The organism is Pseudomonas yangonensis, assembly GCF_009932725.1.
GTDB lineage: Bacteria > Pseudomonadota > Gammaproteobacteria > Pseudomonadales > Pseudomonadaceae > Aquipseudomonas > Aquipseudomonas yangonensis.
Genome location: NZ_BLJU01000002.1, coordinates 742,897 through 766,029, shown reverse-complemented (window position 1 = coordinate 766,029; position 23,133 = coordinate 742,897). Strand labels below are relative to the sequence as shown.

The window sequence follows — 23,133 nt, the reverse complement described above, 5'->3', positions numbered from 1 at the left end:
TCCCTTGGCCGGGAGGTTGGCGCCCTTGAAAGTTCCGAGAACGTTCGACAAGATCCTTGTCGAGGTCGACTCGAATAGCATTATGGCTACTAATTCACAAAGTAGCGGATTGGACGCCAGTTTGCCGACGAAAGCAGGGTGCCATCAAGCTCCATCAGTCAAAAGTTAGGCACGAAATGCCATCGATCAAGAAAGTGATCGCAATTTGACGGTTTTGGCGAGATCACTTCGTCAGGTTGCCGAGCACTCGAGCGTGCACCTGCTGACAGCGGCGCAAATCCTCTTCATCGATGCCGGCGAAGACTTCTTGACGAAGCTGGGTGGAAATTGCCTCGATCTTCTCGATCAGCGGCTGCGCCTTGGGCTGCAATGCAATCTTCTTGGCGCGGCGGTCTTCGGGTACGGCTACACGCGTCACCAGGCCCTGGCTTTCCAGGCTGTCGAGCAGACGTGCCAGGGTCGGCCCTTCCACTCCGACGCTTTGTGCCAGTTCGCGCTGGGTTGGCATTTCGGTAAAGCGCGCCAGGTGCAGCAGCACCAGCCAGCGTGCCTGGGACAGGCCGAGGCCGACCAGGCGTCTATCGAGTTCGGAACGCCAGGCGCGTGACAGCTGGGCGACTTGCATGGCAAAGCGGTGTTGATCGGGGTAAGACATGGGCTAGCGGGCTCATACAAAGGTCAAAAACTAATTATTAGCTAGCTAGCCATAACCCGATGCGCAGGGCAAGCGCAGATTGCGTCGCGAGCGTTGCAGAATGCGACCGAACGCCTGCAACGCTGCAGCGAGTCAGGCCGCGACCTGATTGCGGCCGAACGCCTTGGCCTCATATAACGCGCGGTCAGCCTGTTCATAGAGCTGACTCAACTCGGGTTGGGTTTCGGGGCTCAGGCAGGCGACACCGATGGACATGGTCAGCACATCGGCACTGTCGGAGCCGCGGTGGGCAATGCCCGCCTCCTCCAGTGACTGACGCAGGGCCTCGGCACGCTGCCGGGCCTCGTCGGCACCGATATCGAACAGCAACAGAGCGAACTCCTCGCCGCCGAGCCGCACGCCAATGTCCAGCGGCCGCCGGGCGGCCTGCTCGATCAAGGCGCCAACGCGCTGCAGCGCAACGTCGCCAGCCTGGTGACCGTAGCAGTCGTTGTAGGCCTTGAAGTGGTCGATATCGCAGAGCAGCAGCGCCAGTGACTTGCCGTCGCGCTGCGCCTGACGCCACAGGCGCTCGAACTGTCGATTGAAGCTGCGTCGGTTGTGCAGGCCGGTCAGGCTGTCGTGATAGGCGAGCAGGCGCATCAGGCGGCTTATCAGGAAATGCTCGCGCGACTTGTATTCCAGCAGATAGCAGCCGACCGCGCCGATAAGATTGCCGAACGCGAGAAACAGCACGTTGTTGACCAGCCTTGGCATGGGCAGCCCTGCGAACCATTCGGCCAGCACGTACGCAAGCAGCACGACCAGCGAGCAGGCCAATGCCTCGCTCAGACGCAGGCCAACCAGAAAGTAGGCCGCCATGCTTACCAGCAGCAGGCCTTCATAGGGATAGCCGGGGTCGGCACGGTGGGCGATGCCGACGATCACCGCTGCGCCCACGCCAAGCACCAGGATGCAGGCCATGCTCAATGGCAGCAGCAAATGGATGTGTCGGCGCTGCAGTATCAGCGCGCCGCATACCAGCAGGATGACCAGCACCACCACCCGCATGGCGATCACCCAGCCAAGATGCGATGCGGGCACCACCAGCACATCCAGCGCTGCCAGCGCCAGCCAGATGGCCGTAGCGACGCTCAGGGCGATACGCTTGAGCTCGAAGCTGTCTTCGAGCATGTGGGCACGGTATTCACGCTCGAGCGCGCGGGAAAAACGCAACCAGCGAAAGCCCAGGCTGAGCTGGTCGGCATAGGGGCTCGGACGAACTTCATCGAGCCAGGCGTGATAATTGGGCACCCTCACCTCGTCATCTGGCGGCCTGCCCACACCTTAGCCTCGTCGGTGAAATGCTGCCAGAAGCGCCCCGGCAAGCTGCACGTCCAGATACCTCAGAGTTCGAACTCGGCCTGCAGGGCAGCGCGCACGCAGTAGAGCAGCGCCTCGTCGACACGCCCGGCAAACAGCGGCGCGATCTCGCTCACGGCAGGGAGCTCACCCTCGCCGTCGAGGAAGCTTTCCTGAATCTCGCCGAGAAGTTCTTCGGGCAGATCCAGCGCCTGCTCCAGGGTCAGTTGCTGCTCGGCGATGGCCTCGGCCAGCAGGCTGTAGACGTTCTTCTCGGTGCAATTGAGCTGCCCGGCGATCTGCGCGGGCGTCATCCCGGCACGTGCCAGGCTGACCAGCTCGTGGCGCAGATCGGCCACCGGAGCCGGGGCATCGTCCGCAGCACTGCCATTGAGCACTTCGAGAAAAGCCTGACCGTAACGTTCCAGCTTGCGCGCGCCCACACCGCTGACCTCGGCCATCTCGCTCAGCGAGCCGGGCTGGCTGCGCAGCATTTCCAGCAGCGTGGCATCGGGGAAGATCACATAAGGCGGTACGCTGTGCTCCTCGGCCAATTTGCGCCGCAAGCTGCGCAGCGCCTCCCACATTTCCCGCTCATGGCCGCGCACCAGCTGGCTTGCGGCGCTGCTCGAGGCCTTGGCCGCCTGAGCCGGTTTGGGCTCACGACGCAATTGCAGGCTGACCTCGCCACGCAGCAGCGGCCGGCAACTTTCATCCAGGCGCAAACCACCAAACCCTTCCAGATCGACATCGGCCAGACCACGGGCGACCAGCTGGCGGAACAGGGTTCGCCACTCCACCTCGGAAAGCCCCTTGCCCACACCGAACACCGCCAGGTGCTGATGGCCGGCGGCGCGGACCTTCTCGTTGTCGCGGCCGAGCAGGATGTCCACCAGATGGCCGACACCATAGCGCTGGCCACTGCGGTAGATGGCCGACAGCGCCTGGCGCGCCGGTTCGGTGGCGTCCCAGGTCTCGACGCCGTCGAGGCAATTGTCGCAGTGCCCACAGGGCTGAGGCAGTTCCTCGTCGAAATAGGCCAGCAGCGCCTGGCGACGACAGCGGGTTTCCTCGCACAGGGCGAGCATGGCATCGAGCTTGTGCTGTTCGATGCGCTTGTGGCGCTCGTCACCATCCGAGTTGGCCAGCATCTGCTTGAGGAAGATCACGTCCTGCAGACCGTAGGCCATCCAGGCATCAGCTGGCAGGCCGTCACGGCCGGCGCGACCGGTTTCCTGGTAATAGGCCTCCAGCGACTTGGGCAGATCCAGGTGGCAGACGAAGCGCACGTTGGGTTTGTCGATGCCCATGCCGAAGGCGATGGTCGCCACCATGATCAGACCTTCCTCGTTGAGAAAGCGCTTCTGATGATAGGCACGCAGCTCGTTGGGCAGGCCGGCGTGATAAGGCAGCGCGGGGAAGCCCTGGCTGCTGAGGAAGTCAGCGACCTCCTCGACCTTCTTGCGAGACAGGCAGTAGACGATGCCCGCATCGCCCTTGCGCGCGGCGAGAAAGCCGAGCAGTTGCTTGCGCGGCTGATCCTTGGGCTGGATGCGGTAGAAGATGTTGGGCCGGTCGAAGCTCGACAGGAAGCGCTCGGCGTTGTCCAGGTGCAGGCGCTGGACGATCTCCTCGCGGGTGCGCTTGTCTGCCGTGGCGGTCAGGGCAAGACGCGGCACCTGCGGGAACAGCTCGGCAAGCTGACCAAGCTGTAGATATTCCGGGCGGAAGTCATGGCCCCACTGCGATACGCAGTGCGCCTCGTCAATGGCGAACAGGGCGATGTCCAGGCCCTGCAGGAAGCTCAGCATGCGTGGCTGCACCAGACGCTCCGGCGCCAGGTAGAGCATCTTGATCTGCCCGCGGCGAATACGATCGGCGATCTCGCGCTGTTCATCGACGCTCAGCGTAGAGTTCAGCGCCACCGCGGCCACACCCAGCTCATCGAGTGTCGCCACCTGATCGTCCATCAGTGCGATCAGCGGCGAAACCACCACCGCCAGGCCCTCGCGCATCAATGCCGGCACCTGATAGCACAGCGATTTGCCGCCGCCGGTGGGCATCAGTACCAGCGCATCACCGCCTGCTGCCACGCGCTCGATGATCGCGGCCTGGTTGCCGCGAAAGGCGTCGTAGCCGAAAACGTCTTTGAGAATGCGCAGGGCGTGGTCGAGCATGAAGGCCTCCAAATCGAGCCGCGCATTATGCCGCAGGATGACCCTCAGCAGGGCGTCGGCCCATCCGATTGGCGGTGAATGAGCGTTTCGCCTGCAGTCTTTTCCGTGCTGCGGCGGCCCGTCGCTATGGCCGCAGAGCCCCGCGTAGACTAGAATCCAGCCTCGTTTACTCCTTCAAGGTAGCCACACGATGTCCTTCGCCGAGCAACTGTCCCGCCTGCAAGCCTTTCTCGATGCCGACGAGCTGCACGAGGAAGCGCTGGACTATGTCGCCGCTCATGGCTACCTGACCGCCCTGGCGATCTGCCCGGATCAGGTACCGGAGCGCGAGTGGATCGATGCGCTGTTCGCCGAACCGCCGCACTACCGCAGCGACGCCGAGCGCGAAGAGATCGAGAACACCCTGATCCATCTGAAGGCGCATATCGCGCGTCAGCTCGCTGGTGAAGAAGAACCCGAACTGCCCTGCGACCTGGACCTCGGCGACGAGCCGGACGATTCCGACCTGCGCGGCTGGTGCATCGGCTTCATGGAAGGCGTGTTCCTGCGCGAAGCCGTGTGGTTCGAGGATGCCGAGGACGAAGTCAGCGAATTGCTGCTGCCGATCATGGTCGGCTCCGGCCTGTTCGACGAGCAGCAGGAGTTCGCCGAGATCGCCCGTGATCGCGATCTGGTGGACAGCATGATCGATCAGATTCCCGAGCTGCTCACTGCCCTGTTCCTGCTGTGCCAGGCTCCGGAAGAAAAACCCGCGCTGCTCAAACCCCGCCATTGACCGTAAGCCGGGGCAACGCCCCGGCGGCCGCCAAGACTGCCCATGCCGCGTGACATTCAGCCAAGCCGCCATCGCAGTGTCCGCTATCTGCTGCTGGGCATCGGCTGGCTGAGCGTGGCACTCGGGGTCATCGGGATCTTTCTGCCGGTTCTGCCGACCACACCTTTTTTGCTGCTGGCAGCAGCCTGCTTCATGCGCAGCTCGCGGCGTTTCTATCTATGGCTGGTCGATCATCCTCGCCTGGGGCCATGGATAGTGCCTTATCTGGATGGTGAAGGTCTCCCGCTCAAGGCCAAGCTCTACGCACTTACGCTGATGTGGTTGAGCATCGCCTTCTCCTGCTACCTGGTGCCCCTGCCTTGGGCGCGCGCATTCATGCTTACCAGCGCTGTGCTGGTAAGTATTTACATCCTGCGTCAGAAAACTCTGCCCAACCCCTGATTGCTGTACGTAGCCCGGATGCGATTCGGGGGGGCAGTGAACTTCGGGCTACAGCCCGCTTTTCGACAGCCTTTTGACACCCTTTCCTTGCGCTAGCGAAGCGGCCGGCAAAAAATCGACACCTCGCCTAGACTTCGGCGATCAGGCCCTGAGACACGACCCATGCGACGGCTGCGCATTCAGCGATGGCGGTGGCGACTGCTGATCCTCTGGATCGGCGGCGGGTTGCTGGCCGGGCTGTCGCAGGCGGACTGGGACTTCGCCCTGATCATCAAGAACGCCGAGAACCGCTACGGCAACCTCGGCGCGGCGCGAACCCGCCTGCTCCACTGGGAAGAGTTGATCAAGACCAGCGCGGCGCTGCCGGAGCCGGACAAGCTCAACGAGGTCAATCGTTTCTTCAACCGCAAGGTGCGCTTCGTCGACGACCTTCAGCTCTGGGGCGAAAACGACTACTGGGCCACCCCGGTGGAAATGCTGGTCAAGGGCGCCGGCGACTGCGAGGACTACTCCATCGCCAAGTACTTCACCCTGCGCCGCCTCGGCATTCCCAGCGAAAAGCTGCGCATCACCTACGTCAAGGCGCTGAACTACAACCAGGCGCACATGGTGCTGACCTACTACGCCAGCCCGAGCGCCGAACCGCTGGTGCTGGACAACCTGATCAACGACATCCGCCCGGCCTCACAGCGCAAGGACCTGCTCCCGGTTTACGCCTTCAATGCCGAAGGCCTCTACCTGCCCGGCTCCAACACCCGCAAGAGCGATTCGAAGAAGCTTTCGCGCTGGCAGGACATCCTGAAAAAAATGCATGCCGAGGGCTTCGCCGTGGGCGAAGGCTAGGAGGAAGATATGTCCCTACTCAAACAACTGTTCCTCGCCATATGCCTGTTCCTGGTCGTGGCCTTCACCGGCAGCTTCATCGCCAGCGTCGAGACCTCGCGTGAGCAGTTGCTCAGCCAGCTGCGCTCCCACGCGCAGGACGCCGCCACGGCACTGGGCCTGTCGATGACGCCCCATGTGGACGACCCGGCCATGCTCGAGCTGATGGTCAGCTCGATCTTCGACAGCGGCTACTTCGCCAGCATCCGCGTGGTGAGCATTCCCGATGGCAAGGTATTGGTCGAACGCACTACCGAGGTACGCGCCGAGAATATCCCGCAGTGGTTCGTCGATCTGGTGAACCTGGAACCTGAAGGTGGCGATGCCCTGATCATGCGCGGCTGGGAACAGGCCGCAAGAGTCGAAGTGCTCAGCCACCCGCAGTTCGCCCTGGCCAAGTTGTGGGACGGCGCCATTGGCAGCCTGCTCTGGCTGTTGCTGTGCGGCCTGGTCAGCGCAGTGCTCGGCGGCTGGCTGCTGCGCAGCCAACTGCGCCCGCTGGACAACATGGTGCAACAGGCGCAAGCCATCACCCGCCGTGAGTTCCTCACCCTGCCCCGCGTGCCGCGCACCCCGGAGCTGAAACGCGTGGTCCTGGCCATGAACCAGATGGTCGACAAGCTCAAGACGCTGTTCGCCGAAGAAGCCGCGCGCAGCGAAAAGCTGCGCGAGGAGGCCTATCAGGACAGCCTGACCGGCCTGGCCAACCGCCGCCAGTTCGATATTCGTCTGAGCAACCAACTTGTAGTCAATGAGCAGAATGCCGAGGGCTATCTGCTGCTGTTGCGTGTCAACGATCTCGGGGGGCTTAATCAACGCCTGGGTGGGCAGCGCACCGATGCGCTGATCAGCGCCCTGGGCGAGCTGCTCAAGCGTCTGTTGCAGGCGCCGGGCCGCGGCGAATGGCTGGCCTCACGCAGCCGCGGTGGCGAATTCGCCCTCCTCGCCCCGGGTCTGAACAGCGATGATGCTGATCGCCTCGCTGAAGAAATCAGTGAACACCTGAACAACCTGCGCCAGACCGGCGCCAGTGACTGCAATCCTGTTGCTCACCTGGGTATCGCCGCATTCCGCCCGGGCGAGGACTCCGCCAGCGTGATCGCCCGCGCCGACCAGGCGCTGGCCCAGGCACAGAGCAATGCAGCGCGCTGCTGGGAACGCCTCGACGACTTCACCGCACAGAGTGGCCGGGGGCTGCACGACTGGCGCGGCTGGATCGACGATGCGCTCAACCAGGGCAAGTTGCAGTTGTACTTCCAGCCGGTGGTGGAATGCGTTTCCGGCCGCCTGCTGCAACGCAAGGTGCTGGCGCGCCTGCTCGACCCGCAGGGCGAGGCCATCGCCGCCGGGCGCTTCCTGCCCTGGATCGAACGCCTCGGCTGGAGCGCCCGCTTCGACCTGGCGATGCTCGAGCACGCCCTCGCCCACCTGGCTCAACACGCCGAGCCACTGGCACTGAGCCTGTCGGCCGCAACCCTGCGCGAAACGGCAAAGCGGGAAAGATTGCTCGCCCTGCTCAAAAGCCACCCTGAGCAGGCGAGCCTGCTGACCCTGGAAGTAGACGAGCGCCACCTGCCACCACCCGCAGAACTGGAGGCCTTGAGCCAGAACCTGCGTGAAATCGGTTACGGCCTGGGCTTGCAGCACTTCGGTGGACGCTTCAGCCTGATTGGCAACCTGACCCATCTGGGCCTCGCCTACCTGAAAATCGACGGCACCTATATCCGCGCCATCGACCAGGAGAGCGACAAGCGCATGTTCATCGAAGCGATATTCCGCGCGACCAACAGCATCGATCTACCGTTGATTGCCGAGATGGTGGAGACCCAGGGCGAACTCGAGGCGCTCACCGAACTGGGTGTACAGGGTGCCATGGGTCGATTGATCGGCGCACCGATGCCCTGGCGATAACACTATTCAAGAGCGGCTTGCTCAACGCCTGTTTAATAGCCTGAAGGCGCGCTCGTCGGTTACACGAGGTGATGTTCGTCGTCGCCAAGCAGGCCGCTCAAGCCTTCGATCTCGGCACGGGCGATGGCGCGTTGATCGAGTTTCTGACGCGCAGCCTCGGGCAGATCGGTGTAACGGATCACGCCACGCTCGACCAGCACACTGACGACGTCTTCCAGCACGCGCACCAGCTCCAGGTCGGATTGTTTCAGGCTGTCCAGACGCGCCTTGACCTCTTCCTTGGCAGCCAGCCAGTTATGCAATTCCTCGCTCTCGACCGCCAGGTTCTCCGTCATCCCCTCGAAGGGCTCGTGCTCAACCCGCAACAAACGCCCGGCAGCGTCGCGCTGTACGTAAACCATTGGTGCCTCCAGCAAACGCCATAAAAAAACCCGCTACCGGAACGGGTAGCGGGCTTACTCTAGTTGAGTGCTCCGGCTAAGGAAACTCTGATACGCATTTCCCCTTTGCTGAGAGGCCACCAGCGCAGCGCTGGCGGCCTTACTCTCACCTCAGGCGATCAACTGCTGGTTATCCAGCATGCCCTGGATGACTTCCGCTGCACTGCCACCAGACAGGATGGTGTTTTCCAGCGTGATGGTCTGATCCACGGTTCCGTTGCCTGCGCTGGCGACGTTGATCACCGTGCTGCCAGGCTCGCTGACGAAGTCGAAGCTCAGATACTGAGTCAGCACATCGGCACTGGCCGGATCGCTGACACCCACCAAAAGCTGCGACAGATCCAGCTTATCCGCGCCGTTACCGAAGTCCTTGACGATGTCGAGATAGTTGCCGCCGCGATCCCCCGCATTCCAGACGAAAATATCGTTGCCGCTACCGCCGAACAGCACATCGTTGCCGGCCCCGCCGATAAGGACGTCATCACCGCCCTGGCCGAAGAGCCAATCATTACCGGCGCCCCCCTCGAGCACATCATCGCCCCCGACGCCAGGTACCGATGCCCCGAGTTTCTCGGCGTTGAGACGGATGAAGTCCATGATCTGCGTCTGGGTCGGGGTTGCGCCCAGCGTGCTGGTCAGGTGATCGATGACCACCTGGTAACCCGGTGCCTTGATGGCATCTATCCAGAGGGTATTGAGCGAATCGCCGAACAGGTGGTCGTCGCCGACACCCGCCACCAGGTGATCGTCGCCCAGGCTGGCGTAACCACCGTCGGTGGAGCTGCCAGGATCGAGCACCGCGAAAAGATCGCTCGGCGTGATAACGATCTGCGGTTGGCCTACCTCACCGTTGACGGTATTGCCGCCACCGAAGGACAGCGAACCATCCCCTGTCACGTCGGTGTTGTCGAAGAAACGCAGCACATTGCTGTTGACCCCGGTACCGATGCCGATGGCGTGCACCTCGGCGCGCCCTATCAACGCCGTGGCATCACCCAGAGCCCGGTTGACGTCAAGGTAGTTCACCGTGCTGCCGCTGTTGCTGTTATCACCGTTGTAGGTGGTCGGGTCACCATCGGTAAGGAAGTAGGCCAGGTTGTTGTAGCCGTTGGCTTCCACCCCACCGAACCAGGCATTGGCCTGCTGCATCGCCGCTTCGTAGTTGGTGGCGCCAGAAGCAGTCAGCGCCATCAACACGTTGTTCTGCGCAGCCAGAGCCGTCTGAATCTGCGCCAGGGTTCCGCTGAGCAACAGGCTGGCGCTGGACGAGAAGGAGATCAGCGCAATGTTGATCTGTCCAGTGTGGGTGCCCAGCTTGCCGATGAAGGCATTGACCGCATCCTTGAGTAATGCCAGCCGGCTGTCATAGCTGCCCGAATCATCGGGATCGTCCGCCATGCTGCCGGAGCGATCGAGGATCAAGGCAATGTTGTAGTTTTCCGCCGGTTTGACCACCGGATCGGCAGCACCGCCCAAGTCACCGACCAGCACGTCATTACCGAAGGTCCCTTCGATAGCCCCCTTGCCATCGTCGTATTGGCTGGGCACATGGTGGGGCACGCTGGAGTTCGGTGTGTCGTCAGCATTGCTGCCGACCACCAGCACTGACTGGTCACTGCGGATGCAGATGTCCAGGTTGGCCGAGGCACGATCACCATCGCCGTCGCTCACCATGTAGGTGAAGCTCTGCGTCAGCTGTCCGCTGGGACCGAAGCTCAGGCCGCTTTTCGCGGCAAAGTTGAACTGCCCGGCGTTCTGGCCATCCAGATGGATCTTCAGTGTCCCGGTCGCGGTGTTTAGGATCAGCTCGGCCGTCGTGGCATTGAAGCTCCAGGTGACCGAGCCGGCACCACTGGCCAGGATGCCGCCGTCGCCGGCATCGTTCAGGCTGAAGGTCTGGCCATCGACACTGACCGACTCGATACGTCCGAGGCCATCGGCGCCCAGGCTGTCATTGGCCAGGACGTCGCCGGAAACACTGCCGCCCAGGTCGGCCAAATCCAGCAAGGTTGCGGACAGCCTGGCAGGCGTGCTGTTGATCACCGAACCATCGCTGGCGATCTGCCCCATGAAGCTGCCCGTGAATCTGATGCCCACCGAGTGCGCCGTGAAGCTGTTGGTGGCACTGTTGTGATCGCCATCGACGTTGCCGATGAAGTTCGTCCAGTTTTTGGTGATCCAGGTTGTCAGCGCCGCTCCCTGTGTCCCGGCCGTAGGCTCACCATCGGAGATGAAGTACAGCTTGTGCTGCTGCGCCGGATCGGCGCCCGGAGCCATAATGTCGCTGGTGATTTGCGTCTTGGCCACGCTCAGGGCCTGCTCGTAGTTGGTGAAACCGCTGGCGGTAAGGCCGTTGACCGCCGTGAGCAAGGCGGTGTAACCCGCATCACCCACCGAGCTGAAGGTGAAATCGCCGATTTCCGCAGCGCCCGAGTTGAAGGCAATCAGGTTGACGTGCACCTGAGCAGAGAGCCCCGCATAGCCCTGGGTGAGGTTGACAACCGCCTGCTTGAGGGCTGTCAGCTTGTCACCTGCCATGCTCAGCGAGATGTCCAGCACCAGGGTGAGGTTCACCAGGGGCGGTGCGGACTGCACGATGCAGCTGGGCTTGTCACCTTGAGCCAAAGGCACATCGTCTTGGACGTCTATCACTAGCCCGCCTGAGGGGAACTCGACTAACAAAGGATCGCCGTCGCCATCGGTAGCCAGCAGCATCTTAGAGAAATCAATAGGCCGCCCTGTCGCACCCAGGGTCTCGCCATCATTGCCGTCGCCCAGTGGATGATCCAACGGCCCCTTAAGCTCAAAGCGATAACTGCCATCAGCGCCCACCTTGAAACTGAATACCGGATAGCCGTCGACACCCGCCACCTCACCGATCAGGGTGGAACTGACCAACTGACCGCCATCCCACTCGTACTTGACGCGGTAGCTTAGCTCGACGCCGCCGGAGCTTAGCTGCTGCGCCTGCATTGAAGTCACATCGCCAGTAATGCTGAAGACTCCCGGCCCATCGGCGCCAAAATTTACCAGCACATGCAAAGCGCCCACACTGCCTGCAGCCACCAGTGCCTGGCCTGCTTCGGGGTTGCCCGGATAGGGCTTGTTGAGCAGGTCTTCATGCACGAGATGGCTGAGGGACGGGGCACAATTATTCCCTATTTCCTGATACTGCGGGCGCTCCGCTTCGATCACCGCCGGCCCACCAAAGGCGCTATTCCCACCGACCAGGTAGTTGTCCAGATCCAGCGCGGCTGGATCGACGCTTTCTCCCTCACTATCGTAGAACTTGGTACCGGCCTTGATATAATAGGCCTCGACGGTACCACCATAGGCCTGCTCGACCCAGGCGACGTAGCCTTGCGGGTGGCTCGGATCCTTGATGTCATCCCCGCCGGGATATTCGATCTTGACTGCTTTGACACCATCATTGGTATTTACCAGAAGCAGCACATGGGAAATACCATTCTCAATGATCTTCGGATCGCACTCCTTCCCGTTCAGGGCCGGCACATCGTCCTGCACATTGATGACGAACAGACCGCTTGCATCGGCGGGCATTTGCAGTGGATCACTATCTCCATCGGTCGCGGTGATCAACTGGGTGAAATCGATACCAAACGCTTCACCGTTGGACCACAACTCATCGTCATCACTATCGTTTACCGGATGATCGATGGGCCCCTGCAGCTCGAAGCGGAAGCTGCCATCGGCACTGACCGTCAGGGTGAACACTGGATAGCTGCCCAGGCTTCCCACAGACACGGCGGTCAAGGTGGAACTGACCAGCTTGCCGTCGACGACGATTGGCACCACTTGGTAAAGCAACGCCTCACCGCCGGACGCCACCCCCTGGGCATCCAGCAGTCCCTTCACCACGCTGCTCTGGACCAAACCGAACGCACCAGGACCGTCAGCACCGAAGGAGACCAGCGAAGACAGGTTGCCTGCGCCACCATCGGTACTGACGACTCGTGTCTGAACACCATTATCGGGGTTGCCGCTATGCGGCTGGGAAAGCAGGTCCTCATGGGCCGTTCCGCCAAGGGCCGAGCGCTGAGGGTCGACGGGTTTCAGCACCGGCACATCATCTTCCACATCGATCACAAAGCTGCCAGCCTTGAAGCCGCCGACAATCGGGTCGCCGTCAGCGTCGGTGGCGATCAATATGCTTGAGAAATCCAGCAGCTTGCTTACGCCCAGGGTTTCACTGTCATCGCCATTCGGCAGCAGATGGTCCAGCGGGCACTCTAGCAGGAACTTGTAGCTGCCATCAGTACCCACCGTCAGAGTGAAGATGGTCTTGGCGTCCGTCGCCGCCGTCAGCGTGGTGCCATCTGCCGAAACCGCGTAGCTCAGCGCCACGCCGCCCGACTTCAGCCCCAGGCCCTGCAGAGCTGTCAGCGCGCCCGGCTCGGTACTCAGCTGGAAGCCACCGCGCCCGTCGGCACCGAAGTTCACCAGCGCATCCAGGGTTCCGGCACCGCCGCTGATGCTCAGCACCTGATCGTTGCCTTCGGCATTGCCAGGGGGCAGGGCATCCTCATGCACCAGTCCGATGACACGTGGCCCCTCACTGTTCTCACCAACCTGAACCGGCACATCGTCTTCCACATCGATCACGAAGCTGCCAGCCTTGAAGCCACCAGCAACCGGATCGCCGTCACCGTCAGTGGCAATCAATACACCAGAGAAATCCAGTACCAAGTTGCTGCCAGCGAGGGTTTCACTGTCATCGCCATTCGGCAGCGGATGATCCAGCGGACCCTGCAGCAGGAATTCGTAGCTTCCATCAGTACCCACCGTCAGGGTGAAAGTGGGCTTGGCGCCAGCCGTCGCCGTCAGCGTGGTGCCATCCGCCGAAACCGCGTAGCTCAGCGCCACGCCGCCCGAGGTAAACCCCAGGTTCTGCAGGGCTGTCAGCGCGCCCGGCTCGGTACTCAGCTGGAAACCACCGCGACCATCGGCACCGAAGTTCACCAGCGCATCCAGGGTTCCGGCACCGCCGCTAATGCTCAGCACCTGATTATTGCCTTCGGCATTGCCAGGGGGCAGGGCATCCTCATGCACCAGTCCGATGACACGTGTCCCTTCGCCGTTCTCACCAACCTGAACCGGCACATCGTCTTCCACGTCGATCACGAAGCTGCCAGGGTTGAAGCCGCCCGCAACCGCATCACCGTCGTAGTCGGTGGCGATCAGCAGTTTGGAGAAGTCCAGGGCCAGACTGCTGTCGCCCAGGCGCTCGCTATCGTCTCCATCCCCCCGGGGATGATCGATCGGCCCCGCCAGCGTGAAGACGTAGTCTCCATCGCTGGTAACCACTAGCGTGAATACCAATGGGCCGCCCTCACCCGCGGTCGCTGTCAGCGTGCTAGTGCTGCCATCGTCCGAGACCGTGACTGAATAGAGCAACTCCTGATTGGCCGAGGTCAGCCCCAACGCTTCTAAATCGGAAAGGGCTTCAGGTCGAGTATCGAACTGGAATCCCCCTCGCCCATCGGCTCCAAAGTTGACCAGCACATCCAACGCTCCCGGCCTGCCAATCAGCTGATGGGTTTGCGTGGGCAGATTACCGGCCTCGCCATTGCCGACACTCAGGGCATCCTCATGCACCAGGCCGCCGACGATTGTGCGCTCACCTTCGCTTTCGGCCAGCACCGGGCTGTCGTCGTTGATCAATATGCTTAGGGTGCCATTTGCCGGTGTACCGTCGCCGTCAGTAATGGTGTAGTTGAACAGGTAGAGGATGTCGTTCTCGTTGCTCTCACCCAGAGGCGGCGCGGCATGATCGAGAGGGGCGAAGAAGTCGAACTGATAGGCGCCGGTCAGCAGGTTGGTGACCTGCACCACGAATGCCACCGTTTCACCGGCAAAGGCGGTAAGAATTAGGCCGTCGGCGCTGACCTGATAGGTCAGCGGTACTCCGCCAGAAGATATTTCCAGAAACGCTAGGCCAGCCGTTGACCAAGTGAAGGTACCAGGGCCATCTGGCCCGAAGCTGTAGCCGAGCACACCACTGACACTCGTGGCCTCACCATCCAGATCGTTCACACCGCCGACGTGGCCATCGGGCAAGCCGTCCTCGTCCACCGCATTGGAAGCAGCACCGCCAATGGGAATACCAGGAACGGCATCGGCACTCAGGATAGGCTCCGCATCCGGAAACTCCGGCCCACCCGGCAGCCCTTCGGTTGGAAAGCCGATGACCGGATCGAGCGCCCCGCCCACCTCGGTGAGCATCACAAACGAGTTCCCGCCACCGGCACCTCCCGCGCCGCCGGCACCGGCGCCCGGCCCTGCCGCAGTGGCTTCGCCCTCCAGGGTCGGGTCGTCCCCGGCTTCGATGGCAGCTTGCAGGCGCTCGACATCGGTGAGGTCGGCATCGCTGGGAGCGGCGGGAGGCGTTTCGCCGACCGGGGCTTGCGACTCACCGCGGTAGGCGAGCATCTGGGCGTCGAGCGTCATGCTGCTGTCGCGCCCAAGGGTCAGTTGCTGGCCGTTGGTCATGGTGACGGCCACCGCACCCGAGGCGCCGGTTACCAGTTGCTCGCCCGCATAAACCCGATCACCTTCGCTGACTGGCCGGCGCGATCCGTCGCTCGCTACCGCGAACACTTCGCCGACCACCTGACTGACGACACCAATGAGAGTAGCCATGATTCCATCCTCACTACAGCTGCCGACCACCGCCGACACGTACCTAGCAAAAGGGTCAGAACACCTTTTCGAAGCAGAGGAGAGAACCCAGAACAGCAGATTGAAATGGAACGGCGCACAATCCCAAAAAACGCTACTGACAAAAAAATGTCACCACAGCATGCGTCGAACTACTCCATCAGTTGAATTCCCACCTTTTTGATGCCTGACTGCCCATTTCAGCTGCCAGCCCACAGAAAATGCGGACCCGGCACAGCTCACAGGGTCAAACAATGTGCTGCTTTTCGCAGAGTTCATAAGATTTTTTCTGAATATACCTTGTGAAAAAATCATCTTAGCTTCTCCAAAAGTTGTTCTTAGCTCTGATGTTACAAGCCTGAAACGGTTTGACAGGAGAAAACGCCATTTTTATGGCGACAGGATAAGAACTTCAGTAAGGAGAACACGCCAATGCGCACCTTAACCCCGCTGTGGAGCGCCATGTTTTTGGCGACGATTTGCAGTCAGGCGCAAGCCATGAATCTGTCGGAAGCGATTCAGAGCACACTGAATAACCATCCCGAGATCAGTGCAGCCGCCAATAGCCGACTTGCGTCGGATGAAGACGTGAAATTCGCCAAGGGCGGTTATCTGCCTACCGTCGACCTGCTGGTCGGCTACGGCCGGGAACGCACGGACAGCCCCAGCACCCGTGCGCTGGGTGATCACAACAAGGAAACCCTCAACTACCGTGACGCCGAGCTGCGTTTGCGCCAGATGCTCTTCGATGGCTTCAATACGCCCAACGAAGTGGCGCGCACCCAGGCCGTGGTCAATTCCCGCGCCTACCGCCTGCTCGGCACGTCCGAGAGCCTGGCACTGCGCACCGTGGAGGTGTATCTGGATGTCCTGATGCGCCGCGAGATGGTCACCCTGGCCCGCAACAACCTGCAGGCCCATCAGCGCATCAACGATCAGATCGGCATGCGCAATCGCCAGGGCGTAGGCAGCACCGCGGACCTGGATCAGTCCGAGGCGCGTCTGGCCCTGGCACAGAACAACCTCTACACCGAAGAGGTCAACCTGGCCGATGCCGAGGCCAACTTCTTCAGCGCCGTCGGGCGCCTGCCGGATCAACTGGAGGCGCCGGCATCGATCAGGGGCAACATGCCCGCCGACCTGCTGGCCGCCCGGCAAACCGTGATGGACAACAACCCCTTCCTGAAATCGGCGCAAGCGGACGTCAACGCCGCCGAGAAGCAGTACGAGGTTGCCAAGTCACCCTTCTATCCGCGTTTTGACCTGGAGCTGGCCACCACGGCCGATGACAACGTGCAGGGCGACGAAGGCCACTACAACACTTGGCGGGCAGCCGTGGTGATGAACTACAACCTGTTCAACGGCATGCGCGACAAGGCTCGCCTGCAGTCGGCCGCGCACCAGATCAACGAGTCGATGGACATTCGCAACAACGCCTTGCGGGTACTCAACGAGAACCTCTCCCTGGCCTGGAACGCCATGGAGAACGCCCGCCAGCAAACCCCCAAGGCGCGCGATTACGCGGACTACACCTCTCGCGTGCGCGAGGCCTATCAGCAGCAGTTCAGCCTGGGCCAACGCACTCTGCTCGATCTGCTCGACAGCGAAAACGAACTGTTCACCGCCAATCGTCGCTACACCGAGGTTCGCTACGGCGAAGAATTCTCGATGTACCGCGTCATTGCGGCCATGGGGGATCTGCTGCGTCAGCAACAGGTCGTGGTCCCGGCAGAAGCTGTAGCCCTCACGGAAGTGAAAAGCGAAGCACGCCTGCCGGATATGAAGTGATCCCGGCTCGAAGGGTCCGGGCGAATGCCTCGGGCTCGACGCGCGGCAAAAGGGCTGAACAGGCTCTGAGGAGTAGTAGAAATTGACCAGCATGGAACGGCCAGGGCCTGCCAGTGATCCGCGGCTCAGTCACGACGATCCGTTGTTGGATGGTTTGTTGATCCTCTGTCGGCTGCACGGCTGCAGCGCCAGCCGTGGCAGTCTGAGCGCCGGCCTGCCGTTGCCGGCACAACGCCTGAGCCCCGACCTGCTGGCCCGCGCCGCGGCCCGGGCAGGGCTGCAGGGTCGCCTGCTGCAGCGCGATCTCGCCAGCATTTCACCGCTCAACCTGCCCGTACTGCTGCTGCTCAAAAATGGCCGCAGCGCGGTGCTGCGCCAATGGGGGCCAAAGCAGCAGGCGCTGATTCTGCCCTGCGAAACCGACGGCGGCGAACAGTGGGTCAGCCGCGAGCAACTGGCTGCCGAATACAGCGGTCAGGCGTTCTTCGCTCGCCCACGGCATGAACTGGAGGAAGCCCGCACGCCGCTGGTGCCACGCATCGAGGCCTGGTTCCGCGACACCCTCAAGCTGTCACGCTGGCTCTACACCGATGCCGTGCTGGCCAGCCTGCTGATCAACCTGCTGGGGCTGATGGTGCCGCTGTTTGTGATGCAGACCTACGATCGTGTGGTGCCGAACCAGGCCACCGCGACGCTCTGGGTGCTGGCCATCGGTCTGCTGATCGGTACCGGCTTCGAACTGCTGCTGAAAGTGCTGCGGGCGCATCTGCTCGACACCGCCGGCAAGAAGACCGACGTGGTGCTTTCAGCCACCCTGTTCGAGCGCATCACCGTTATGTCGATGAAGGCACGTCCGGCGACCATCGGCGGCTTCGCCCAGAGCATTCACGACTTTCAGGGGCTGCGCGATTTTCTCACCGCCGTGACCCTGACCAGCCTGATTGACCTGCCCTTCTCTCTGCTCATGCTGCTGGTGATCGGTCTGATCGGCGGACCGCTGGTGGTCATCCCGGTGCTGGCCTTCCCCATCACCATTCTTTTCGCCTGGATCATCCAGGTGCGCCTGCGCGATACCGTGCAAAAGAGTCTGCAACTCGGTGCGCAGCGCCAGGCACTGCTGATCGAAACGCTTGGCGGGCTGGAGATGCTCAAGGTGTGTGGCGCCGAGAGCGAACGTCAGCATCAGTGGGAACAGACCCATGGTGCCCTCACGCGCCTGGATGGTCACGCCAAGTTCCTTGCCTCGCTGGCCACCAACGGCACCCTGTTTCTTCAGCAATTCGCCGGCATGGCCACCATAATCGCCGGGGTCTACCTGATCATCGCCGGCAATCTCAGCGTCGGCGCGCTGGTGGCCTGCTACATGCTCGGTAGCCGGATTCTCGCGCCATTGGGACAGATCGCCGGGCTGATTACCCGCTACCAGCAGGCGCGCCTGACCATGACCAGCACCGACGCGCTGATGGCCCTGCCGCAGGAGCGTCAGGACAAGCAGCGTCCGCTGGATCGCACTCAGCTCAAGGGGGCGCTGGAGGTGCGCCAGATCAGCTTTACCTACCCCGGTCAGAGCACCCCGGCGCTGAGCAATGTCAGCCTGCGGCTGGGAGCTGGCGAACGCCTCGGCATCATCGGTCGCAGCGGATCGGGCAAGAGCACCCTGGCCCGTCTGCTGATGGCGTTCTACTGCGCCGATGAAGGTCAGATACTGCTGGATAATCTCGATCTGCGTCAGCTCGACGTCGCCGACCTGCGCCACCAGATCGGCTACGTCGCCCACGACCTGCCGCTTCTTGCCGGTAGCCTGCGCGACAACCTGACCCTGGGTGCGCGCTACATCAGCGATGCACGCATGCTCGAAGTCGCCGAGCTGACCGGCGTGGTCGACCTGGCGCGCCAGCATCCGCAGGGCTTCGACCGGCCGGTGGGCGAGCGTGGCCAACTGCTCTCCGGCGGCCAACGCCAGGCCGTACTGCTGGCCCGCGCGCTGTTGCTCGACCCGCCGATTCTGGTGCTCGACGAACCCACCAGCGCCATGGACAACACCAGCGAGGATCTGCTGCGCCAGCGTCTGCACAAATGGGTGCAAGGCAAGACCCTGATCCTGATCACCCATCGCGCCTCCATGCTCAGCCTGGTCGACCGCCTCGCCGTGCTGGACAACGGCCATGTCGTAGCGGATGGGCCGAAGGATGCCGTCATCGAAGCCCTGCGCAAGGGCCGTGTCGGCCCCGCCAGCCTGTAGGAGCTCCAGCCATGCAAGCAACTCAAAGTCTCGGCGGTTACTTTGGCAGCCTGCGCGAAAAACGCCAGGACAGCGAATTCATGCCGGAAGTGGAAGGTGCCATCCTCGAGGATTCTCCCTGGTTGAGTCGCATCACGGTGTGGGCGGTCAGCGCCTGCCTGCTCAGCGCACTGGTCTGGGCCCACTTCGCCGTGCTGGAGGAAGTCACTACCGGTGAGGGCAAGGCCATTCCCTCGAGCAAGGTGCAGGTGATTCAGAATCTCGAAGGCGGCATCGTCAGCGAAATCTTCGTCCGCGAAGGCCAGGTGGTGGACAAGGGCGACACACTGTTAAGGCTGGATGACACCCGTTTTCTGTCCAACCGTGGCGAAACCGAAGCCGATCGCCTGGCGCTGATGGCCCGCCTGGAGAGGCTCAGCGCCGAAGCCGAGGGGCGCGCGCCCAGCCTGCCGGAGCAGATCACACAAGGCGCGCCACAACTGGCCGAAGACGAACTGGCCCTGTACCGCTCACGGCAACAGCGACTGCAAAGCGAGCAACGCACCCTTGGCGAGCAACTGCGCCAGAAGGAACAGGAACTGGCCGAGTTCCGCTCCAAGGCCCAGCAATACCGTTCCAGCCTCGGTTTGCTGCAGCAGGAGCTGAACATGTCGCAACCGCTGGTGGCCTCCGGGGCGATTTCACAGGTCGAAGTGCTGCGCCTGCGTCGTAGTCTGGTGGAAGTGCGAGGCTCCCTGGAAGCCACCAACCTGGCCATTCCCCGCGCCGAAGCGGCGATGAGCGAAATCAGAAGCAAGATGGAAGAATCCGAGCTCAGTTTCCGCTCCGATGCCTTTAAGGAGCTCAACGAGGTGCGCACCGAACTGCAGAAGATCACCGCTACCAGTGTCGCCATCGAGGACAAGGTTACCCGCACTACCGTGACCTCCCCGGTGCGCGGGGTGATCAAGCAGCTCAAGGTCAACACCATCGGCGGCGTAGTGCAGCCGGGCAGCGACATGCTGGAAATCGTGCCGCTGGATGACAGCCTGCTGATCGAGGCCAAGGTGCGCCCGCAGGACGTGGCTTTCCTCCATCCCGGGCAGAAGGCCATGGTCAAGTTCACCGCCTACGACTACACCATCTACGGCGGGCTCAAGGCCAATCTGGAGCTGATCAGCGCCGACACCATCACCGACGAGGAAGGAAACAGTTTCTACCTGATCCAGGTACGTACGGAGAAAAGCCACCTGGGCAGCGAAGAGAATCCATTGCTGATCATCCCCGGCATGGTCGCCACCGTGGACATCATCACCGGTGAGAAAAGCGTGCTGGCCTACCTGCTTAAGCCCGTACTCAAGGCGCGCTCGGAAGCCATGCGCGAACGCTGAGACCGCGCCGCGCCCATGCCAATCACCCGACTACGCGGCCGACGCGACACCGTAGCTGCGTAGCCCGGATGAAATCCGCGATTGATAGTCGAGACGCAGAACCTCCCCGGATTGCATCCGGGCTACGCGCCGAAGCGATAGCCTAGGGTGCACCGTGCGGACCTCATCAGCGCTGATGATTGCGCATGTACACGTCCTGCCCCATCGCCGCGATCTGCCCTTCGATCAGCGCATCGAAGGGCCGCAGCAACGCATCGAAACGCTTTGGCGCTTCCAACACATCCAGCGCGGCAGTGATCGCCTCGATGGTCGACAGAGCCCCCTCTTGCGGCGCCTTGCGCAGACGATAACGCGACGGCGCAGCGCCGTTAAGGCTGACGCGGGGCAATGCCGCCAATCGCGGATTGAGGTGCAGCAGCTTGCGCGCCTTGCGCCAGGTGCCATCGGGCACCACCAACAGCAAGGGTCTCTCGTCGGGCGCATAAGCGCCCAGGGCGACGGACTCTTCACCGGGAAACAGCAGGCAGGCCTGGTGGTCAGGTTGGGCGAGCAGTTGCGGCAGATCCTCGAAGACCTCGCCGACGTGCAGCTGCGCATTGCGCAAACCAAGCGCAGCCAGGCGAGCGGTATTCAGCGCATGACCGACCTCACTCGGGTGCTGCAGGATGAGCACACGAGTACGACTATCGAGATCGGGAATCAGCGGGCAGAGACAGAGGCTGAGGGGGCGCTGACAACGGGGACAGGTCGGACGAGGCATGCCGCGCAGTTTGCCAGAACCCCCTGCCCGCGCGTAGCCCGGATGCAATCCGAATCATGCCGTGGATTGCAGCCGGGCTAAAGAATCAGCGGTTGAAGCGCTCTGCCAGGCTGTGCAGGTAGTCGGCCATTTCCTCCAGTTCACGGCTGATGGCTGCGCCCTGATGCGCCTGACCGGCACTGTGGTCGGAAAGCTGAGCGATACGAGTGATCTGCCGGCTGATGTCATCGGCCACATGACTCTGCTCTTCGGACGCCGCCGCCATCTGCTGGCTCATGCCGGTGATGCGCGTCACCGCCGAGCTGATGCCCTCCAGCGCATCGCGCACCGACTCCACGCTCTCTACGCTGCCGCGGGAAATTTCCTCCCCCTTGCCCGCCGTCAGCACCGCACGCTCGGCGCCGGCACGCAGGTCAGAAATGATCTGGTGGATCTGTTCGGTGGACTGACGTGTGCGCGAAGCCAGCGAGCGCACCTCATCGGCCACCACCGCGAAACCACGGCCCTGTTCGCCTGCGCGCGCCGCTTCGATGGCTGCGTTGAGTGCCAGCAGGTTGGTCTGCTCGGCGATCGAGGTGATCACATCGGCCACGCTGCCGATGGACTGGGTGGAGTTGGCCAGCTCGTTGACCGCCTGACCGATATCGCTGACGGCCTTGGCCATCTGCCGCATGGAATCGAGGCTGCCCACGGCCAGATCACGCCCCTCGCGAGCCAGACGGTCAGCCTCTTCGGCAGCGTGCGAGGTGTTCTGCACGTTGTGTGCGACTTCCTGAATGGTCGCCGCCATCTCGTTGATGGCCGTCGCCGACTGGTCGGTTTCGGCCCGCTGCTGATCGAGTAGCTGCGCGCCAGAGCGCGACAGTTCAGCAGACTGAGTGGCGCGCTTCTTGACGTTTTCCCCGGCATCCTCGAGTCGTGTCAGGGCCGTTTGCAAGCGCGCCTCCTCGCTGATCATCGCCATGTCCAGCAGCGCTTGGGCACCGCGATTGTCGCTGTACGTCAACGCCACCAAACCGCTGGTGAAGGCTTTCGGATGCTCGGCCAAGGTACGGCGGATGAGCTGTCGCTTGCTATGAAGCTGGTAGGAGCCCAGCGCAAACAGGGTCAGGACGATAAAGGCCATCAGCGGCCAACCCGAGATCAGCCAGTGCGCCGCGATGATCAGGAATGCCGCGACGATCAATGGCCAGGAACGCAGCAGATCGTATGTCCAGTACTCGAGCTTCGGTACCGGCGGCTTGCCGGCACGCAAGCGGGCGTAAAGCGCCTCGGCGCGACGCTTCTGCGCCTCTGTCGGTAATGAACGCACCGACTCGTATCCGGCAATCCGGCCGTTCTCGTAGATCGGTGTGACGTAGGCGCTGACCCAGTAGTAGTCACCATTCTTCGAGCGATTCTTGACGATCCCCATCCAGGGTTTGCCCTGCTTGATCGTGTCCCACATATGGCCAAACACTGCCGGTGGCATGTCCGGGTGTCGCACGAGGTTATGCGGCTGGCCGATCAACTCCTCACGCGTGAAGCCGCTGATCTCGACGAATGCATCGTTGCAGTAGGTGATCTTGCTGTTGAGGTCGGTGGTGGAAATCAGGCGTTCTTCCGCAGGGAAGGTTCTTTCCCGCTGAGTCACGGGCAGGTTCTGGCGCATCGAGGCTTCCCTGTTCGCATTG

At 62.3% G+C, this 23,133-nt stretch carries 13 protein-coding genes and 2 pseudogenes; 7 read left to right on the top strand and 8 right to left on the bottom strand.

All coding sequences use genetic code 11. The annotated features are described in order from the left end of the window. Nucleotides 1-223: 223 nt before the first annotated feature. The 3 genes from GYB81_RS05290 to recQ all read right to left on the bottom strand — a co-directional run bounded on the left by GYB81_RS05290 (nt 224) and on the right by recQ (nt 4,173). Nucleotides 224-655: a MarR family transcriptional regulator gene (locus GYB81_RS05290; protein ID WP_161866283.1), complete on the bottom strand. Its 432-nt coding sequence runs from the start codon at nt 653-655 to the stop codon at nt 224-226. A gap of 132 nt (nt 656-787) precedes the next feature. After that, on the bottom strand, nt 788-1,948 hold the full coding sequence (locus tag GYB81_RS05285) for a GGDEF domain-containing protein (RefSeq protein WP_161866284.1): 1,161 nt from the start codon (nt 1,946-1,948) through the stop codon (nt 788-790). Nucleotides 1,949-2,040: 92 nt separating this feature from the next. After that, nucleotides 2,041-4,173 carry a DNA helicase RecQ gene (recQ, locus tag GYB81_RS05280; RefSeq protein WP_161866285.1) on the bottom strand — a complete coding sequence of 711 codons (2,133 nt, stop codon included), beginning with the start codon at nt 4,171-4,173 and terminating at the stop codon, nt 2,041-2,043. Nucleotides 4,174-4,363: 190 nt separating this feature from the next. Between recQ and GYB81_RS05275 the strand changes: the two genes are divergently transcribed. From GYB81_RS05275 to lapD, 4 genes are all read left to right on the top strand, one after another. Continuing rightward, nucleotides 4,364-4,948 carry a UPF0149 family protein gene (locus GYB81_RS05275; RefSeq protein WP_013716139.1) on the top strand — a complete coding sequence of 195 codons (585 nt, stop codon included), beginning with the start codon at nt 4,364-4,366 and terminating at the stop codon, nt 4,946-4,948. A 42-nt stretch (nt 4,949-4,990) separates the two neighbouring features. Continuing rightward, nucleotides 4,991-5,389, top strand: coding sequence for a YbaN family protein (locus tag GYB81_RS05270; RefSeq protein WP_017362861.1), 399 nt, complete (start codon nt 4,991-4,993; stop codon nt 5,387-5,389). 162 nt (nt 5,390-5,551) lie between these two features. Next, entirely contained in the window at nt 5,552-6,232 is a 681-nt protein-coding gene (gene lapG / locus GYB81_RS05265; protein ID WP_161866286.1) for a cysteine protease LapG, read from the top strand. Nucleotides 6,233-6,241: 9 nt separating this feature from the next. Further along, on the top strand, nt 6,242-8,182 hold the full coding sequence (gene lapD / locus GYB81_RS05260; protein ID WP_161866287.1) for a cyclic di-GMP receptor LapD: 1,941 nt from the start codon (nt 6,242-6,244) through the stop codon (nt 8,180-8,182). A 59-nt stretch (nt 8,183-8,241) separates the two neighbouring features. Here the strand turns inward: lapD and GYB81_RS05255 are convergent, their stop codons facing one another. Together GYB81_RS05255 and GYB81_RS05250 are read right to left on the bottom strand one after the other, a co-directional pair. Further along, nucleotides 8,242-8,583: a hypothetical protein gene (locus GYB81_RS05255; RefSeq protein ID WP_013716143.1), complete on the bottom strand. Its 342-nt coding sequence runs from the start codon at nt 8,581-8,583 to the stop codon at nt 8,242-8,244. A gap of 150 nt (nt 8,584-8,733) precedes the next feature. Further along, the gene (locus GYB81_RS05250; RefSeq protein WP_161866288.1) at nt 8,734-15,321 is read right to left on the bottom strand and encodes a retention module-containing protein; all 6,588 of its coding nucleotides are present in this window, start codon (nt 15,319-15,321) and stop codon (nt 8,734-8,736) included. A gap of 411 nt (nt 15,322-15,732) precedes the next feature. Here GYB81_RS05250 and GYB81_RS05245 point away from each other — a divergent pair, with 411 nt between their 5' ends. The 3 genes from GYB81_RS05245 to GYB81_RS05235 all read left to right on the top strand — a co-directional run bounded on the left by GYB81_RS05245 (nt 15,733) and on the right by GYB81_RS05235 (nt 20,700). Continuing rightward, a complete protein-coding gene (locus GYB81_RS05245; RefSeq protein WP_161866289.1) occupies nt 15,733-17,088 on the top strand; it encodes a TolC family outer membrane protein in 1,356 nt (451 codons plus the stop codon). A gap of 91 nt (nt 17,089-17,179) precedes the next feature. Next, nucleotides 17,180-19,330: a type I secretion system permease/ATPase gene (locus GYB81_RS05240; protein WP_161866610.1), complete on the top strand. Its 2,151-nt coding sequence runs from the start codon at nt 17,180-17,182 to the stop codon at nt 19,328-19,330. A gap of 11 nt (nt 19,331-19,341) precedes the next feature. Then, a complete protein-coding gene (locus tag GYB81_RS05235; RefSeq protein WP_161866290.1) occupies nt 19,342-20,700 on the top strand; it encodes an HlyD family type I secretion periplasmic adaptor subunit in 1,359 nt (452 codons plus the stop codon). Nucleotides 20,701-20,866: 166 nt separating this feature from the next. Here the strand turns inward: GYB81_RS05235 and GYB81_RS05230 are convergent, their stop codons facing one another. The 3 genes and pseudogenes from GYB81_RS05230 to GYB81_RS25145 form a co-directional block, all read right to left on the bottom strand. Beyond that, nucleotides 20,867-21,460, bottom strand: coding sequence for a tRNA-uridine aminocarboxypropyltransferase (locus tag GYB81_RS05230; RefSeq protein ID WP_161866291.1), 594 nt, complete (start codon nt 21,458-21,460; stop codon nt 20,867-20,869). 85 nt (nt 21,461-21,545) lie between these two features. Then, a pseudogene (locus GYB81_RS25150) lies at nt 21,546-22,523 on the bottom strand (methyl-accepting chemotaxis protein); the annotation flags it as partial. A 306-nt stretch (nt 22,524-22,829) separates the two neighbouring features. Continuing rightward, a pseudogene (locus GYB81_RS25145) lies at nt 22,830-23,111 on the bottom strand (PAS domain-containing protein); the annotation flags it as partial. Between the last annotated feature and the right edge of the window lie 22 nt (nt 23,112-23,133).

Coding starts and splice junctions, on each gene's coding strand:
- lapG (WP_161866286.1), top strand. CDS start 5,552: ATGCGACGGCTGCGCATTCAGCGATGGCGGTGGCGACTGCTGATCCTC.
- GYB81_RS05275 (WP_013716139.1), top strand. CDS start 4,364: ATGTCCTTCGCCGAGCAACTGTCCCGCCTGCAAGCCTTTCTCGATGCC.
- recQ (WP_161866285.1), bottom strand. CDS start 4,173: ATGCTCGACCACGCCCTGCGCATTCTCAAAGACGTTTTCGGCTACGAC.
- GYB81_RS05290 (WP_161866283.1), bottom strand. CDS start 655: ATGTCTTACCCCGATCAACACCGCTTTGCCATGCAAGTCGCCCAGCTG.
- GYB81_RS05235 (WP_161866290.1), top strand. CDS start 19,342: ATGCAAGCAACTCAAAGTCTCGGCGGTTACTTTGGCAGCCTGCGCGAA.
- GYB81_RS05245 (WP_161866289.1), top strand. CDS start 15,733: ATGCGCACCTTAACCCCGCTGTGGAGCGCCATGTTTTTGGCGACGATT.
- lapD (WP_161866287.1), top strand. CDS start 6,242: ATGTCCCTACTCAAACAACTGTTCCTCGCCATATGCCTGTTCCTGGTC.
- GYB81_RS05255 (WP_013716143.1), bottom strand. CDS start 8,583: ATGGTTTACGTACAGCGCGACGCTGCCGGGCGTTTGTTGCGGGTTGAG.
- GYB81_RS05270 (WP_017362861.1), top strand. CDS start 4,991: ATGCCGCGTGACATTCAGCCAAGCCGCCATCGCAGTGTCCGCTATCTG.
- GYB81_RS05240 (WP_161866610.1), top strand. CDS start 17,180: ATGGAACGGCCAGGGCCTGCCAGTGATCCGCGGCTCAGTCACGACGAT.
- GYB81_RS05230 (WP_161866291.1), bottom strand. CDS start 21,460: ATGCCTCGTCCGACCTGTCCCCGTTGTCAGCGCCCCCTCAGCCTCTGT.